The organism is Variovorax sp. LjRoot84 (assembly GCF_964254305.1).
In the GTDB taxonomy this organism is placed as follows: Bacteria; Pseudomonadota; Gammaproteobacteria; order Burkholderiales; family Burkholderiaceae_C; genus Variovorax.
In genome coordinates this window covers 6005976-6020217 of sequence record NZ_CAXUTE020000001.1, presented here as the reverse complement: position 1 = coordinate 6020217, position 14242 = coordinate 6005976, and the positions used below count along the sequence as shown (strand labels likewise).

The window sequence follows — 14242 nt, the reverse complement described above, 5'->3', positions numbered from 1 at the left end:
CCGGCGATCAGTGCGCCGGCAGCCGCGGATGCTCGAAGAAGAAGCGCAGCATCTCGGCGCTGGCGTCGGGGCCCCGGCCATCCGTATAGGAACCCTTGGCGCTGCCCCCCGACCACGCGTGAGCGCCGCCATGGACCACCCAGTGTTCGGCCACCACGCGCCCGTCGGCCGAGCGGTGCGAATGCCGGGTTGCGCCGCGGCTGCCGTTGCTCTGCACATGTTCGACGTCGACGGAGGTCGTTTTCCCCACACTGGCGGCCATGACCTGAGCGCCGTTGTTCGCATGGACGGTGGCGTCTGCATCGCCGTGGAAGACGATGGTCGGCACGCCGCTGGCCACATCGCCCTGGATCGCGCCGCCGGCCTTCATCGCCATCAAAGCAGCCGGCAGGTCGGATGCAACACCCGCTGCCAGACCGGAGTGGACCCCGACCGCCGCAAACAGGTCGGGATACTCTTCACCCAGGATCGCGGCCATCGCGCCGCCCGCCGACAGCCCGGCGACGTAGACGCGCTGGGGGTCGATCGCGTGACGCGCCATCACATCGCGTGTCATGCCCGCCAAGAGCGCGGGCTCGCCGCGGCCGCGTTTCTGATGGCTGTGCTTGAACCAGTTCCAGCAGCCCTGTGGATTCGCCTGGCGCGACTGCGCCGGATACAGCACGAAGAAGCCCTGCGCCAGCGCAGCCTCGTTCATCGCCGTGCCCGCGGCGAAATCGTCGGGATCCTGGGTGCAGCCATGAAGCATCACGACCAATGGCAGCGCGCGTTCGCCGGCCTGCGGCGGGACGAAGAGCTTGTAGTCGCGGCGGCCGGCTGCGTCGGCAAAGCTGCCGGCGATAAAACTGCCCGAAGCGGGTACATCGACGTACGCGGCCGGCGCCTCCAGATCGACGCCCGCCGGCCGACGCTCAGGCACTCGCCGGGCCTCGACGTCGATCACGTCCGGCATTTCGCTCATCGTCGGCTGCGCGACTCCCATGCGGCCCAGCGCGGCCTGGATCGCAGCGGTTGCCGCGTGAAGGTCGCCCGCCCGGGTCAGCCGGCTCGCTTCCGCCATCAGATGCTTGAAGTCAGGGTTCATCTTGGTCTTTCAGAGGGGTTGGGGTTCAGCCGATGCGCCCGGCGAGCGCAGCCTTCACGGCCGGACTCGCGTGCAGCGCCCCCAGCACGGTGATGGACTCGATGGTGGCCAGCGCCAGCGCAGGGGTGACGTCGAGCGCGATCGCAGCCAGTCCCAGCACGCGGATTTGCAAGGTCTCACCGGCCGCTTGAACGGCTTGCAGGTCGGCAGCGGAGTAGTGCTGGATGCCAAGCACCAGGGCTTTGCGCGAGACGACCTGGCGCACCACGTCGATCTGCGTGGCCAGCTGGTTTCGGATCGCGGTGCGGATCAGGTCGGTGCGGTTGGCATAGAAGCCTTCCTGCACCAGCAGGTCGATTTGCCCGAGATCGACGCAGCCCACGTTGATCGTGATCTTTTCGTCGACTGGCTTTGCGGCGGAGGCCAGGGTGGCGCTTTTTCGTGGCATGGCGCCATCCTAGCACCATCCAAGTGGATGGTTTTTATCTTCCCTTCCAAGGCCACTGTATATTCATCCAGATCACGGCATGCGCACCGAACCCGCTTCTTCCACTGCCACTGCGCCGACCCTTGCGGTCTCGGTGAAGTCGCTGTGTGCCTTCGGCGCGAAGGCGGGCGATCTCGATCTGCGCTTCGTGCCCGCGCCGAGCGCGCAGGAAGGCATTGCCGGGCATCGCCTGGTGCAGGGCCGGCGCGATGCCGACTACGAGTGCGAGGTGGCGCTGTCTTCGCGCTTCGGCCGGCTGCAGGTGCGCGGGCGCGCCGACGGCTACGACGCCGGGCGCGGTAGGCTGGAAGAGATCAAGACCTTTCGCGGCGAGTTCGCGGCCATCCGCTCGAACCATCGCGCGCTGCACTGGGCGCAGGCCAGGGTCTACGGCTGGATGCTGTGCGAAGAGCGTTCGCTGCCCGACATCGAGATCGCGCTCGTGTACCTCGAACTCGCCACCGGCGAGGAGTTCGCGCTCGCCGAGACCTGGACGCGAGAGGCGCTTCGCGAGGACTTCGAGGCGCTGTGCGGGCGCTACCTCGTGTGGGCCGAACAGGAGGCGAGTCATCGCGCGGAGCTCGACGAAACGCTCGCCGGACTGGCCTTTCCGCACGCCGGGTTCCGGCACGGCCAGCGCGAACTCGCGCAGGCCGTCTACCGCTCGGCCGCCTCGCGGCGCTGCCTGCTGGCGCAGGCGCCCACCGGCATCGGCAAGACGGTGGCCACCCTGTTCCCGCTGCTCAAGGCGCGGCCTTCGGAGCACATCGACAAGATCTTCTTCCTCACGGCGAAGACCTCGGGCCGGGCGCTCGCGCTCGACAGCCTGCGCCTGCTCGCGGGCGAACGCGTGCCGCTGCGCGTGCTCGAACTCGCGGCGCGCGAGAAGGTCTGCGAGTACCCGGGCCGCGCCTGCCACGGCGAGGCCTGCCCGCTCGCGCGCGGCTTCTACGACCGCCTGCCCGCGGCGCGCGCCGAAGCCGCGCAAGCGGGCTGGCTGGACCGCGAGGCCACGCGCCGCATCGCGCTGTCGCACCAGGTCTGCCCCTACTTCCTGGCCCAGGAGATGACTCGCTGGAGCGAGGTGATCGTGGGCGACTACAACTACTACTTCGACAGCAGCGCCTTCCTCTACGCGTTGACGAAAGAGGAAGAGTGGCGCGTGGCGCTCCTGGTCGACGAGGCGCACAACCTGCTGGGCCGCGCGCGCGGCATGTACAGCGCAGATCTGGAAACCGGGGCCTTGGCGGAGGCGTGGCGCCATGCACCGGCCGGCCTCAAGCCGGTGCTGGGCAAGCTGCAGCGCGAGTGGACGCTGCAGCAGCGCGACCAGGCCGTCGCCTACCAGGCGCACGAGGCCATTGCCGAGCGCTTCGAGCGCGCCTTGCAGGAGGCGGTCTCGGCCATGGCCGAGCACTTCGCCGCCCGCCCCGACGAAGCGGAAGGTCCGCTGCAGCGCTTCTTCTTCGATGCGCTGCACTTCCTGCGCCTGGCCGATTCCTTCGGCACGCATTCGGTCTTCGAATCCACTCTCGGCGAAGGCGGCGACGCGGCGCTGGCGATCCGCAACCTGGTGCCGGCGCCCTTCCTCGAACAGCGCTTCGCCGATTGCGCGTCGGCTGCCTGCTTCTCGGGCACGCTCGCGCCTTTTTCCTTCTACCGCGACACGCTGGGCCTGCCGGAGGACACGGCCACGCTGGACGTCGACTCGCCCTTTCGCAGCGAACAATTGACGGTGCGCGTGGCCATGCACGTCTCGACGCGCTTTCGCGACCGCGGCCGCTCGCTCGCGGCGCTCATCGACATCATCGCAGGCCAGTTCACCGAGCGCCCGGGCAACTACCTGGCCTTCTTCAGCAGCTTCGACTACCTGGACAGCGCCTTGCAGGCCTTCGCAGCGCGGCACCCCGGCGTGCCCGTGTGGGCACAGTCGCGCGGCATGCGGGAGCCCGAGCGCGAGGCCTTCCTCGCGCGCTTCGCGTCCGGCGGCCAGGGCATCGGCTTCGCGGTGCTCGGTGGCGCTTTCGGCGAGGGCATCGATCTGCCGGGCGATCGGCTGGTCGGTGCCTTCGTCGCCAGCCTGGGCATGCCGCAGCACAACGAGGCCAACGAGATCATGCGCGAGCGCATGCAGGCGCTGTTCGGCGACGGCTACGAGTACACCTATGTCTATCCGGGGCTGCAGAAGGTGGTGCAGGCCGCCGGACGCGTGATTCGAAGCGAAGAGGACGCGGGCGTGCTGTACCTGCTCGACGACCGCTTCGCGCAGCAGGAGATCCGCGCGCTGCTGCCGGGCTGGTGGCATGTGCAGCCCTTGTTCGGGCGCGTCGAGCCCGGTGAGCCATCGCCTACGCAGAGGCGGTAAGCCGGCCTGCGCTACGGGTGATTCGTGAAGCGCAGCCTTGCCGTATTCCAGGGCTTACGAAAGGAATCGTCATGCCAAGGGGTGACAAATCCTCCTACTCGGACAAGCAGAAACGCAAGGCCGAGCACATCGAGGAAGGCTACGAGAAACGCGGCGTCGCGAAGGGTGAAGCCGAGCGGCGCGCATGGGTCACGGTGAACGCCGAGACCGGCGGCGGCAAGAAGAGCGGCTCGGGCCGCGGCAAGGCCGAGAGCCATGCGCCCTCGCGCAAGGGCGGCCGCATCGGCGGTTCGGCCTCCGCCAGCCGCAGTGCCGCGGAGCGCTCGGCCTCGGCGAAGAAGGCCGCCGCCACGCGCAAGCGCAACGCCGCACGCGCCTGAGCGCGACGCTCAGGGTTCCGGCTGCGGCAGGCCGCCCTTGCCGAGCTCGGCCAGCTGCAGCTCGATGGCGAACAGGCGCTCGTTGAGGATCGCGGTCTGAAGCCGCAGGGCCTCGATGATGGCGCGCGTCTGGGGGTCGGGCGCGTTGTTCGACAGCTCCTGCAGCTCGTGCAGTTTTCTGCGCAGCTCGTTGCTCATGGCGGGCCTTCATCGGATCGGTGATGCGCCATCCTAGGCCGGGACGCGCGCCGGGCCAAGCTGCGTCAGAATCCGTGGCTTCTTCCCCACGACCGCCGCCATGAACCTCGCCGATTCCTTTGCAGACGTCAGCCGCTTCGTCGACATTCGCCGCGACATCCACGCGCATCCCGAACTGGGCTTCGAAGAGCACCGCACCTCCGAGAAGGTCGCCAAGCTGCTCGCCGAATGGGGCATCGAGGTGCACCGCGGCATCGCCGGCACCGGCCTGGTGGGCGTGCTGCGCCAGGGCCGCAGCACGCGCAGCATCGGCCTGCGTGCCGACATGGATGCGCTGCCTCTGACCGAGGCCAACGAGTTCGCCCACAAGTCCACCCACGCGGGCCGCATGCATGCCTGCGGCCACGACGGCCATACGACGATGCTGCTGGCGGCCGCATGGCACCTGGCGCAGAAGGGCTGCCGCTTCGACGGCACGGTGAACTTCATCTTCCAGCCGGCCGAAGAGATGGGCAAGGCGGGCGCCAAGAAGATGATCCAGGACGGGCTCTTCGAGCGCTTCCCGTGTGACGCGGTGTTTGCGCTGCACAACTTTCCCGTGGGCGAGGTCGGCCGCTTCGCGCTCAACGAAGGCGCGCTCATGGCCTCGAGCAACACCTACAAGATCACGATGCGCGGCCGCGGCACGCATGCCTCGATGCCGCACACGGGCATCGACCCGGTGGGTGCCGTCGTCGCGCTGGCGCAGGCGCTGCAGACCCTGGTGCCGAAGACCATCGCGAGCACCGAGCGCGCGCTGCTCGCGGTCACGCAACTGCAAGGCTCCGACGCGCCGAACGTGATTCCCGACGTCGCCACGCTGGGCGGCACGGTGCGCACCTTCTCGATTCCCGCGCTGGACCGCATCGAGGAGCGCCTGCGCACGCTGGCCCAGGGCATCGCGCAGGCACACGAATGCACGGCCGAGGTGAGCTTCGTGCGCGCCTCGCCGCCGGTGGTCAACCACAAGGCCGAGGCGCAGTTCGCGGCGAGCGTGATGCGCGAGGTGGTGGGCGAGGACATGGTGACCGACGACTTCCCCGCAGTGATGGGCGCCGAGGACTTCGCCCACATGCTGCTCGCGCGGCCGGGCTGCTATGCCTTCCTCGGCAACGGCGACGGCGACCACCGGCTCGAAGGCCACGGGCCCGGTCCTTGCATCATCCACAACACGTCTTTCGACTTCAACGACGAGATCATTCCGATCGGCGCCAGCTACTTCGTGAAGCTGGTGGAGCGCTGGCTTCCGGCCGGCGCCTGAACTTCCAGAACAACCATGACGAAAGCGGCCGCTGCGATGTCCCACCTGTTCACCCGACGTTCCCTGGCCGCCTTCGCGGCCGCCGGCCTGCTGGCCCTGGCGGCCGCGGCGCCCGCGCATGCGCAGCGCGTGATCCGCATCGTGGTGCCCTTCGGCACCGGCGCCGTGCAGGACACGGTGGCGCGCGCCTTCAACAACGAGCTGGGCACGGCGCTCAATGCCAGCGTGATCGTCGAGAACCGCGCGGGCGCGGGCGGTACGGTGGGCGCGGCGATCGTCGCCAAGGCGCCGGCCGACGGCAACACGCTGGTGTTGGCAGCGGCCAGCCACCACATCGCGGGCCATCTCTACAGCAAGCTGCCCTACGACCCGCTCAAGGACTTCGTCGGCGTGGCCAGCATCGGCAACGCCGGCTACGTGGTCGCGGTAGCGAGCGACATGAAGGTGTCGAACGCGGCCGAGTTCATTCGCGAGGTGAAGGCGAATCCGGGCAAGTACAACTACGCCTCGGCCGGCAACGGCAGCGCCACGCACCTCGCGATGGCCTCCTTCCTCGCCAAGGCCGGTCTGCAGATGACGCACATCCCGATGAAGTCCACCGGCGAGGCGGTGAACGAGGTGCTGGCCGGCCGCGTGCAGGCGGTGACTTCGTCGAGCATCGGCGTGATCGGCCTGCAGGGCGACGCGCGCATCACGCTCTTGGCCTCCACCGGCAGGGTCCGCAGCCCCTTCCTGTCCAAGCTGCCGACCGCGATGGAGAGCGGCCTGCCGGGCTACGAGTTCGATTCGTGGATCGGCCTGCTCGCACCGGCCGGCACGCCCAAGGCCGAGGTCGACAAGATCAATGCGGCGCTCAACAAGGTGATCGCCGAGCCGGCGATGCAGGAGCGCTTGACTCGCCTCGGCGTCGAGCCGCGCAGTTCCGGCGCCGAGGATTTCCAGAAGCTGCTGCGCGCCGACTGGGACGCGATGGGCGTGGTGGTCAAGGCCTCGGGCGCGAAGGTCGATTAGGGCGTGAGCTCGATGTGGTGCGCGCCGTGCGGCACCATGATGCGGCCCAGGTGCGTCAGCCCCGGCTTGCCGGCATCGCCCACGCGCCAGACTTCGATGCCGCCGGCAGGCGTGCTGCCGTTCGCGTATTCGAAGACCGTCGCCAGAAAATGCCGGCCCGCGGCATCGAAGCTGCCGCCTTCGGGCAGCACGCCCTCGAAGGAATAGTCGCCCACCTTGGCGAGTGCGCTGCGGCCGGGGTCGAAGCTGAAATAGCTGATCGAAGCCTGCTTGGTGTAGCGCGGCGAATCGGGTGCGAAGGCGGTTTCGCGCATGTTCACCGTCGCGATGTGGCGGCCGTCGCGACTGATCGCGAGGCCCTCGGACGACCGGTCGCTGTCCACGCTGGCCACGACTTCGTGCCGGGCCGCGGGACCCGTGCGCTCGCGCGGTGCGAGCTTGATCAAGGACAGGCGCGACGGCGTTGCAGGCAAGCGGCCCTCCACGTCCCTGGCTTTGAAGTTGCGGCCCCAGTCGGCCGAAACATAGTGGCCGCCGTCGGGCGTGAAGCGTCCGACGAAGGGGTCGCGTCCCACGTCGACCGGCGCGCCCCAGGGCGCCAGCGCCAGGTTGCCGTCTGCGCTCGGCATCGCTTCTAGAAAGAAGATCTGGTTGCGTGTGTTCAGGTTGACAGAGATGAAGCGCCCGGACGGATGCCAGTCCGCCAAGGTGGCGTCGATGCCGCCGCGCGGAGCGCCGTCCTTGCGCTGGATGCCCAGCTCGCCGAGCTTGAAGGACTGGGGCGTGCCGAGCCTGCCGCCGTTCGTGGGAACGATCTGCACCATCGCGTCTTGCGCGCTGTTCGCGGTGACGGCCAGGAAACGCCCGTCCGGGCTGACGCGCACGGATTCGAGCATCGGTGCGGCCTCGACCGTTCCGGCGATCTTCGGCTTCGCCGCGTCGCGGATGTCGATCGCGGTGATGCGCCGGCCGGGCGCGAGGTCCTTGATCAGCACCGAGGAATCGCCGCGCTGGCCGAGACGCTCGACCACGTAGACGAAGCGGCCATCCGGCGAGATGGCCATGACTTCCGGTGGCGCGGTCACGGAGTTCGACACCGGGATCGCAACGCGAGACGGACGCTTGCCGGGCCGGATGAGGGTCAGCAGGTCGCGCCGATCGGCCGACGGCGCGGCGAGCCTGCCGTCGCGGTAGGTGCTCGCGCGGAAGTCGCCGTCGGAGATCACGGCGATGGTCTTCGCGTCGATCTGCGAAACGAAGGCGGGAAGCGCTTCGGTGGCGAGGCTTGGCGATGCGGCGCCGAACGCGAAGGCGCCGGCCATCAGGGTGGATGCGAGGTGGACGGTGTTCATGGCTGCTAGCCTATGGACTTTCCTCTTTGGCAAGCCATCGGCTTTTCGAATACGTAGTGAGCAGCGCATGGAACTCAAGCAATGGCGGTGCTTCGTCACGCTGGCCGAGATCGGCAACATCCGGCGTGCGGCCTCGCTGCTCGCGTTGTCGCAGCCCGCGCTGAGCGTGCGAATCCAGCGCGTGGAGGAAGAGCTGGGCTACGCGCTCTTCGATCGCCAGGCGCGCGGCGTGCGGTTGACGGAAAGCGGCACCCGCCTGCTGCAGCATGCGAAGCAGCTGCTGTCGCGCGCCGCCGAAACCGAGGAAGCCGCGCGGGCCATCGGCCGCGGTGCTTTCGATCGGCTGGAAATCGGCGTCACGCTGATCGCGGCGCTGTCGTTCTTTCCGGATGCCGTGCGCGCCTTCGCGGCCGCGCAGCCCGGCGTGGCGCTGGCGCTCACCGAAGGCCTGTCGGACGAGCTCGAGGAAGCGGTAGCGCATCGCCGGCTCGACTTCGCGCTTGTCCATCCGCCCTCCTCGCGCGACGACCTCGTGGTGCGCGAGGTGGCGCGCGAGCGCTTCGTGGCCGTGGTCCCGGCCGCGCATCCGCTGGCGGATGCGGCCTCCATCGGGGCGGCTGACCTGCGCAAGGAAACCCTGGTTGGCGTCCGGCGCGATGTCGGGCCCGTGGTCTTCGATCGCATCGTCGGCTACTTCTCGCGCGCCGGCGTCACGGCGCAGATCGGCCAGTGCGCCACCTCCTCGATCTCGCTGGTCGGGCTGGTTGCGGCGGGCGTGGGCATCGGTCTGGTGGTCGAGTCGCTGCGCTGCATCGCGCGGCCCGACATCCGCTTCGTGCCGCTGGCCGGCGAGGCGCCAAGCCTCGGTTACGCGCTGTGCCATCGGCCCGATCTGCCGGACGACCTGCGCCACGGCTTCGCGCGCGCCATCGGCGAGGCGCTCGCCGGACGCTAGCCCCGCGGACCGGGCGGCAGGCTCTTCAGGTACAGGTAGAGCGCCTGCATGTCTGTGTCGTTCATCTGGCCGAGCGATCCGAAGGGCATGACCTTGATTGCCGTGCCGTCGGGCCGCTGGCGGGCGTGAACTTGGCCGCGGCCGGCATGCGTTTTGTGGAACGTGTTAAGTGCCTATAATGCATGCCATGGCACGCACTACGGCCACTGCAACCACCCCTGGCGCCGTTGCGGATCACGTCTCCCGGCTTGGGCAGCGGATCCGAGCTGCTAGAACTCGCCGCAAGTTGCGAAGGGAAGACTTGGCGCAGCGCGCGGGTGTGTCGAGATCCACCGTCGAGGCGATTGAACGCGGCGAGCTAACAACGGGCATCGGCGCTTACGTCAGGGCTCTATGGGCGATGGGACTTGACCAGGAGTTGGGCCTGATCGCCGATCCTGGCCTCGATCGTGATGGGCTGGCGCTCGAGCTGTCGGCCGCCACAAAGCGCGTGCGCGTCCAAACGAAGGCCGACAATGACTTCTAGGGCGTTGACCAATCAGGCCTTTGTCTGGGTCTACTTGCCCGGCGACACCGAGCCCACGGTCTGCGGGCGGTTCACCAACGAGAGGACCGCGGCTGGCATGGTCGGGAAGTTCGTCTATGCACGGTCGTACCTGGCGCTTGAACACAAGCGGGCGATCGATCCAATCACGCTTCCGCTGAGCCCCAGGGAGTACTCGACAACCGCTCAGCTCGGCTTCTTCGGCGTGTTCGTGGACGCATCGCCCGACAGTTGGGGGCGCGGCGTGATTGACCTCTTGTACGGCAAGCCCGATTCGCCGGTCGGCTACCTCCTGCGTTCACAGGATGACCGCGTTGGCAATCTTGGCTTCAGCGAGTCGAGTGACAGGCCGCCGCTTCAGCGAACCCTGCCAAGTCGCGACGTATTGCCATCGGCAGTCGGGGTGCTCGCGGGCATTGAGAAGGGACTGAAGCAAGAGCCGGCCCTGGAAAATTGGGTGCGTCCGAACACGGCGATGGGCGGAGCCCGCCCGAAGTTGACGATTGCAGACGACAAATACCAGTGGATCGCAAAGTTCCCATCACGTGTCGACGATCCTGAAGTTCCCGTTGCGCGTCTGGAGCATGCCACTCACGAACTCGCAAAGCTCTGCGGCATCGATACAGTGCATTCCGAGGTCGTGACGGTGGACGGTCACGACATTCTCTTGGTGAGGCGGTTCGACCGCACCGCGATTGCGAAGAAGGACGGCGTGACCACCTGGGGCCGGGATGCGTTCGTGAGCGCGCGCACTGTGCTGTATTCGTCGACGGTAAACGAACACTCGTTCTCTGGAAGTTACGCGAACGTTGCTCGCGACATGATCCGATGGAGCACGAAGCCTGGTACCGACAAGCCGGAGCTGTTCCGCCGTATGGTCTTCAATTGCCTTGTGTCCAACGTCGACGATCACGAGCGCAACCACGGCTTTGTCGGAGACGACCTCGCGGAGGGCTACCGCTTATCGAGCGCGTACGACATGGTTCCGCGTGTACCGACGACACGTCGCCGAGTCCAGGCGATGATTGTTGGAGAGACTGCCGAAGCCACGCGCGACAACATCCTGAGCAACGTCGAGCCCTTCGGGCTGACGCCGAACTCGGCCGCCGAGATTTACGACCACATTCAGAGTACGGTACAGCAAAACTGGCGCAAGTGTTTCGATCAGAGCGGCCTGGACGAGAAGGCAATGGAGAAGCTCGCGAGTTGCTTTCCACCGACGCTGAAGGAGGCACTGCGGAGGGCGCCGCATAGCGTCGCTGATTCTGACGACTCGAAGGGCCACGACGAAGGTGCTGGACCAAGCGGAGGGCGCACTCGCTAGGAACTCCAGTGACCCGCAGGCTGCGCGGCGCCCTGCCCGCCCCTCCTGGCCAGCGCGCGCCTGTCCGTCGGCAATCCGAGGCGCTTCGCGAGACGGACGAGATTGCCGCGATCCACGCCGGGCGCGCGTGCTGCCGCGGCCCAGCTGTAGTCGTGCTGCGCCAGGGCCGATTCCACAAGTTCGCGCTCGAACTTCGCCACCGCATTAGCCCTGCGAACTGGGCGGCAGGCTCTTCAGGTAGAGGAAGAGGGCGCGCACGTCCGTGTCGTTCATCTGGCCGAGCGATCCGAAGGGCATGACCTTGATCGCCGTGCCGTCGGGCCGCTGGCCGGTCTTGAACATGCGTGCGAAGGCCTCGGCATCGGCATAGCGCGTCATGGACGTGCCTTCGCCGGGCGTGAGCTTGGCCGCGGCCGGCCAGTCCGGCGGGCCGCCCGGGATCTTGCCGCCTTCGAGCTTGGCGCCATGGCAGCCCAGGCACATGTTGGCCACGTAGGCGCCGTGCGCGACGTTGACCCCATCGGCCACGGGCTGCGCGGGCGCCAGCGCGTGGTCGATCTTCGAGGCGGCGTCGTGCATCAGCCCGAAGCCGTAGAAGGCGCGCACCGGCAGCGGCAGGTCGAGCACCGCGGCGCCGCCCGCGGCGGGCGCCATCTTGCGGATGTAGCCGACCAGGGAGGCGAGGTCGTCGTCGGTGAAGCGGTTGTAGTCCTCGCTCGGCATCACCATCAGCACGCGGCCGTTCGGGCCCACGCCGTGGCGGATGGCGCGCACCCAGTCTTCCGGCGTGTAGCCGGCGACCACGGTGCCGGGGCCGGGGCTGATGTTGGGCCCGGCGACGCGCATGCCCTTGCCGTCGTCGAGGAACATCCTGCCATTGCCCTGCGCGCCGTGGCAGTCGACGCAGCCGCGCGAGGCGTAGAGGTAGCGGCCGCGCTCGAGGGCGGCCGCGTCCTCGCGCCAGGGCACGGCCCTCACCGCGACCTCGAGCTTGCGCTGCATCTTGTGGCGGGCCAGCCGGTCGCCGGCGAACAGGGCGGCGGCGGCGAGGGCGACCAGGACCAGCAGGGTCAGGACGCCGCGCTTGAGCCAGCGTTGAGTGCTCGTCATGCGAGCTCCTTCGCCTGGCGCGGCGCGCCGGAGACTTTCTGTGCGATCAGGCCCGCGGCCATCTTCAGCTGCAGCCGCAGCTTCGGCTTGTGGCCCCAGGCGCTGGTGACATCGGTGTGCTGTGTCTCCCAGCCTGCCGGGTCGATGGTCTGCGTGCCGGCGCCGATCTCGAAGTCGAAGCCCGAGGGCGTGGCGCCGTAGAAGGAAAAGGTGCCGTCCGGATCGGGGTGCTGGCCGAGCTCGAGCGACAGCGGCACCTTGTGGCGGCGGGCCCGCTCGAAGGCGATGCCGATGTCGCTGAGCCGCGCGGCCTGCAGCATGAAGTGATGGATGCGCTTGGAAAGCGGCATGTCGAACAGCGCGATCGAGTGGTGCCTGCGGTTGCAGTGCAGGAACACGCCGCGGATGTCCATCGGGCCCACGCGCGTCGCCAGCCGCTCCGTCACGCCGAAGCCCAGCAGGCCGGCATAGAAGGCTTCCATCGCCGCCAGGTCGCGCGACACCAGCACGGCATGGCCGAGGCCCAGCTCGCCGGTGCGGAACCCTTCGGGAAAGGCCGGCGAGGCGAAGGGCAGCGCGGCCGGCGCGAGCCCGGTGTACAGCTCGACGGCGTTGCCGCAGGGGTCGGTGCAGCGATGAAGCCGCTGCACGCGACGCGCACTGCGAAGCGCCGCGTCGGCTGCGGTCGCTTCGATGCCGCCCTGGCGCAGGCGCTGCAGCAGGCGGTTCAGCACCTCGTCGTTCGCGCATTCGAGGCCGAGCGCGGCGAGATCGTCCGCCGGGCCCTCCTGGACGATCAGCCGTTGGCAGGCCTCGTCGATCTGCCAGCCGAGGCTGCCGTCGGCATTGGCGCCGGGTGCGCACAGCCCGAGCATGTGCTCGCAGAAGGCTGTCCATCGCGCGGGACGGCGCGCTTCAAAGACCAGATAGCCGAGGCGGAGATCGGGGGGCATGGCAAACTCTCTATAAATGGATGGTGAAGGCAAAAATGGTGTGTGTGTCTAAAAATGAATGATGTACTGAATTTGGGTGACCCGTCCATACCTCTTTTGCCAGAGGCCCTGGCCGAAAGTGTGTGGCGGCCCCAGCTGGGCCTGGCGAAGCGCGAGCGCACGCGGGTGCAGCTGGTGCAGGCGGCGATCCGGGTCTTCACGGCGCGCGGCTTCGCCGGCGCCACCATGCAGGAACTGGCGGCAGTCGCGGGCATGACGACCGGCACGGTCTACAACCACTTCAAGACCAAGGAGGAAGTCGCGAGCGCCGTCGCGCTGCTGCTGGCCGACACGCTGTGCCGCCGCATCGCCGACAGCCAGCAAGGGATCGCCGAGGGCGCGCAGCGCATGGCGATCGGCAACCAGCGCTACATCTGGCTGGCCGGGCAGAGCCCGCAGTGGGCGCTGATGATGCTGGACGTGGCGGCCGCGGCGCCCGAGCTGCTGCTCGAGATCCGCGACTATGTGCTGGCCGACCTGCGCCTGGGCGTGAAGCAGAAGGCCTTTCGCGTTCCCAACGAGGCGGCGGCGATGGACCTGATCAACGGCACCGTCGCGCAGGCCATGCGCAGCGTGGCGCTAGGGCTGGCGCCGCCGAACCATGGCCGCGAGGTCGCGACCTGCGTGCTGTGCGGACTGGGCATGGAGCACGCCGCGGCCAAGGAAGTGGCGCACCGGCCGCTGCCGCCCTTTCCACTCATGGGCGAGGCGCCGGTTGCGCGCCACCGTTCCCCCTGAGCTTGTCGAAGGGTTCTTCGACAAGCTCAGGACAGGCTTCGACGGGCTCAGCCCGAACGGTGGGTGTGATGGTCGAGCGGCGGACAGTTCCAGCCGAGCAGCTCGGCCAGCCGCTGCACGATCCAGCCAGCCTCTGCCGCGGACACGCCGGCCTCGGGCGAGTTCAGCCCGGCATGGATGCGCAGGAGGATTTCTTCTTCCGACGGCACCTCGACGTGATGCAGCAGCTGCGCGTGCTGCACCAGGTGGTTGGCAAGGTCCTCGCACACCTCGTAGCGCGCCCGCACGGTGGCCAGCGGCTCACGCAGGCGCTGCCTCGCGTCGGTGTAGATCGCGAAGAAGGAAGGCGGGATGTGGATCTGGTAGTCGTCGGACATGAAAAACGCGCCCGAGGGCGCGTAT

General features: G+C 68.4%; 15 protein-coding genes. 8 read left to right on the top strand and 7 right to left on the bottom strand.

Annotated features, from left to right (window positions below; translation table 11 throughout):
* Window positions 1-7: 7 nt before the first annotated feature.
* On the bottom strand, window positions 8-1084 hold the full coding sequence (locus ACSQ9I_RS29670; RefSeq protein WP_436315545.1) for an extracellular catalytic domain type 1 short-chain-length polyhydroxyalkanoate depolymerase: 1077 nt from the start codon (window positions 1082-1084) through the stop codon (window positions 8-10).
* A 25-nt stretch (window positions 1085-1109) separates the two neighbouring features.
* Window positions 1110-1532, bottom strand: a complete 423-nt coding sequence (locus ACSQ9I_RS29665; RefSeq protein ID WP_093108520.1) for a CopG family transcriptional regulator — start codon at window positions 1530-1532, stop codon at window positions 1110-1112.
* A gap of 79 nt (window positions 1533-1611) precedes the next feature.
* Here ACSQ9I_RS29665 and ACSQ9I_RS29660 point away from each other — a divergent pair, with 79 nt between their 5' ends.
* Together ACSQ9I_RS29660 and ACSQ9I_RS29655 are read left to right on the top strand one after the other, a co-directional pair.
* Window positions 1612-3936, top strand: a complete 2325-nt coding sequence (locus tag ACSQ9I_RS29660) for a helicase C-terminal domain-containing protein (RefSeq protein WP_436315544.1) — start codon at window positions 1612-1614, stop codon at window positions 3934-3936.
* 71 nt (window positions 3937-4007) lie between these two features.
* Window positions 4008-4316 carry a plasmid stabilization protein gene (locus tag ACSQ9I_RS29655; RefSeq protein WP_436315542.1) on the top strand — a complete coding sequence of 103 codons (309 nt, stop codon included), beginning with the start codon at window positions 4008-4010 and terminating at the stop codon, window positions 4314-4316.
* Window positions 4317-4325: 9 nt separating this feature from the next.
* Here the strand turns inward: ACSQ9I_RS29655 and ACSQ9I_RS29650 are convergent, their stop codons facing one another.
* Entirely contained in the window at window positions 4326-4514 is a 189-nt protein-coding gene (locus ACSQ9I_RS29650; RefSeq protein ID WP_436306060.1) for a hypothetical protein, read from the bottom strand.
* A 100-nt stretch (window positions 4515-4614) separates the two neighbouring features.
* Between ACSQ9I_RS29650 and ACSQ9I_RS29645 the strand changes: the two genes are divergently transcribed.
* Together ACSQ9I_RS29645 and ACSQ9I_RS29640 are read left to right on the top strand one after the other, a co-directional pair.
* Window positions 4615-5814: a M20 aminoacylase family protein gene (locus ACSQ9I_RS29645; RefSeq protein ID WP_436315540.1), complete on the top strand. Its 1200-nt coding sequence runs from the start codon at window positions 4615-4617 to the stop codon at window positions 5812-5814.
* A 15-nt stretch (window positions 5815-5829) separates the two neighbouring features.
* The gene (locus ACSQ9I_RS29640; protein WP_436315539.1) at window positions 5830-6825 is read left to right on the top strand and encodes a tripartite tricarboxylate transporter substrate-binding protein; all 996 of its coding nucleotides are present in this window, start codon (window positions 5830-5832) and stop codon (window positions 6823-6825) included.
* On the opposite strand, the gene ACSQ9I_RS29635 is transcribed toward ACSQ9I_RS29640, so the two are convergent.
* Window positions 6822-8177, bottom strand: a complete 1356-nt coding sequence (locus ACSQ9I_RS29635) for a hypothetical protein (RefSeq protein WP_436315538.1) — start codon at window positions 8175-8177, stop codon at window positions 6822-6824. The two genes, ACSQ9I_RS29640 and ACSQ9I_RS29635, sit on opposite strands and share 4 nt — an antisense overlap.
* A gap of 67 nt (window positions 8178-8244) precedes the next feature.
* On the opposite strand from ACSQ9I_RS29635, the gene ACSQ9I_RS29630 reads away from it, so the two are divergent.
* From ACSQ9I_RS29630 to ACSQ9I_RS29620, 3 genes are all read left to right on the top strand, one after another.
* Window positions 8245-9132, top strand: a complete 888-nt coding sequence (locus ACSQ9I_RS29630; protein ID WP_436315537.1) for a LysR family transcriptional regulator — start codon at window positions 8245-8247, stop codon at window positions 9130-9132.
* A 178-nt stretch (window positions 9133-9310) separates the two neighbouring features.
* Window positions 9311-9658, top strand: a complete 348-nt coding sequence (locus ACSQ9I_RS29625; protein WP_436315536.1) for a helix-turn-helix domain-containing protein — start codon at window positions 9311-9313, stop codon at window positions 9656-9658.
* A gap of 4 nt (window positions 9659-9662) precedes the next feature.
* On the top strand, window positions 9663-11000 hold the full coding sequence (locus tag ACSQ9I_RS29620; protein ID WP_436315535.1) for a type II toxin-antitoxin system HipA family toxin: 1338 nt from the start codon (window positions 9663-9665) through the stop codon (window positions 10998-11000).
* Window positions 11001-11204: 204 nt separating this feature from the next.
* Here the strand turns inward: ACSQ9I_RS29620 and ACSQ9I_RS29615 are convergent, their stop codons facing one another.
* Both ACSQ9I_RS29615 and ACSQ9I_RS29610 read right to left on the bottom strand, forming a co-directional pair.
* The gene (locus ACSQ9I_RS29615; protein WP_436315534.1) at window positions 11205-12110 is read right to left on the bottom strand and encodes a c-type cytochrome; all 906 of its coding nucleotides are present in this window, start codon (window positions 12108-12110) and stop codon (window positions 11205-11207) included.
* Window positions 12107-13063 (bottom strand): VOC family protein, encoded by a 957-nt coding sequence (locus tag ACSQ9I_RS29610; RefSeq protein WP_436315533.1) that lies wholly within the window; start codon window positions 13061-13063, stop codon window positions 12107-12109. The genes ACSQ9I_RS29615 and ACSQ9I_RS29610 overlap by 4 nt, the downstream gene beginning before the upstream one ends.
* A 120-nt stretch (window positions 13064-13183) precedes the next feature.
* On the opposite strand from ACSQ9I_RS29610, the gene ACSQ9I_RS29605 reads away from it, so the two are divergent.
* A complete protein-coding gene (locus ACSQ9I_RS29605; protein ID WP_436315532.1) occupies window positions 13184-13840 on the top strand; it encodes a TetR/AcrR family transcriptional regulator in 657 nt (218 codons plus the stop codon).
* A 47-nt stretch (window positions 13841-13887) separates the two neighbouring features.
* Here the strand turns inward: ACSQ9I_RS29605 and ACSQ9I_RS29600 are convergent, their stop codons facing one another.
* Entirely contained in the window at window positions 13888-14217 is a 330-nt protein-coding gene (locus ACSQ9I_RS29600; protein ID WP_436306055.1) for a hypothetical protein, read from the bottom strand.
* Window positions 14218-14242 lie beyond the last annotated feature (25 nt).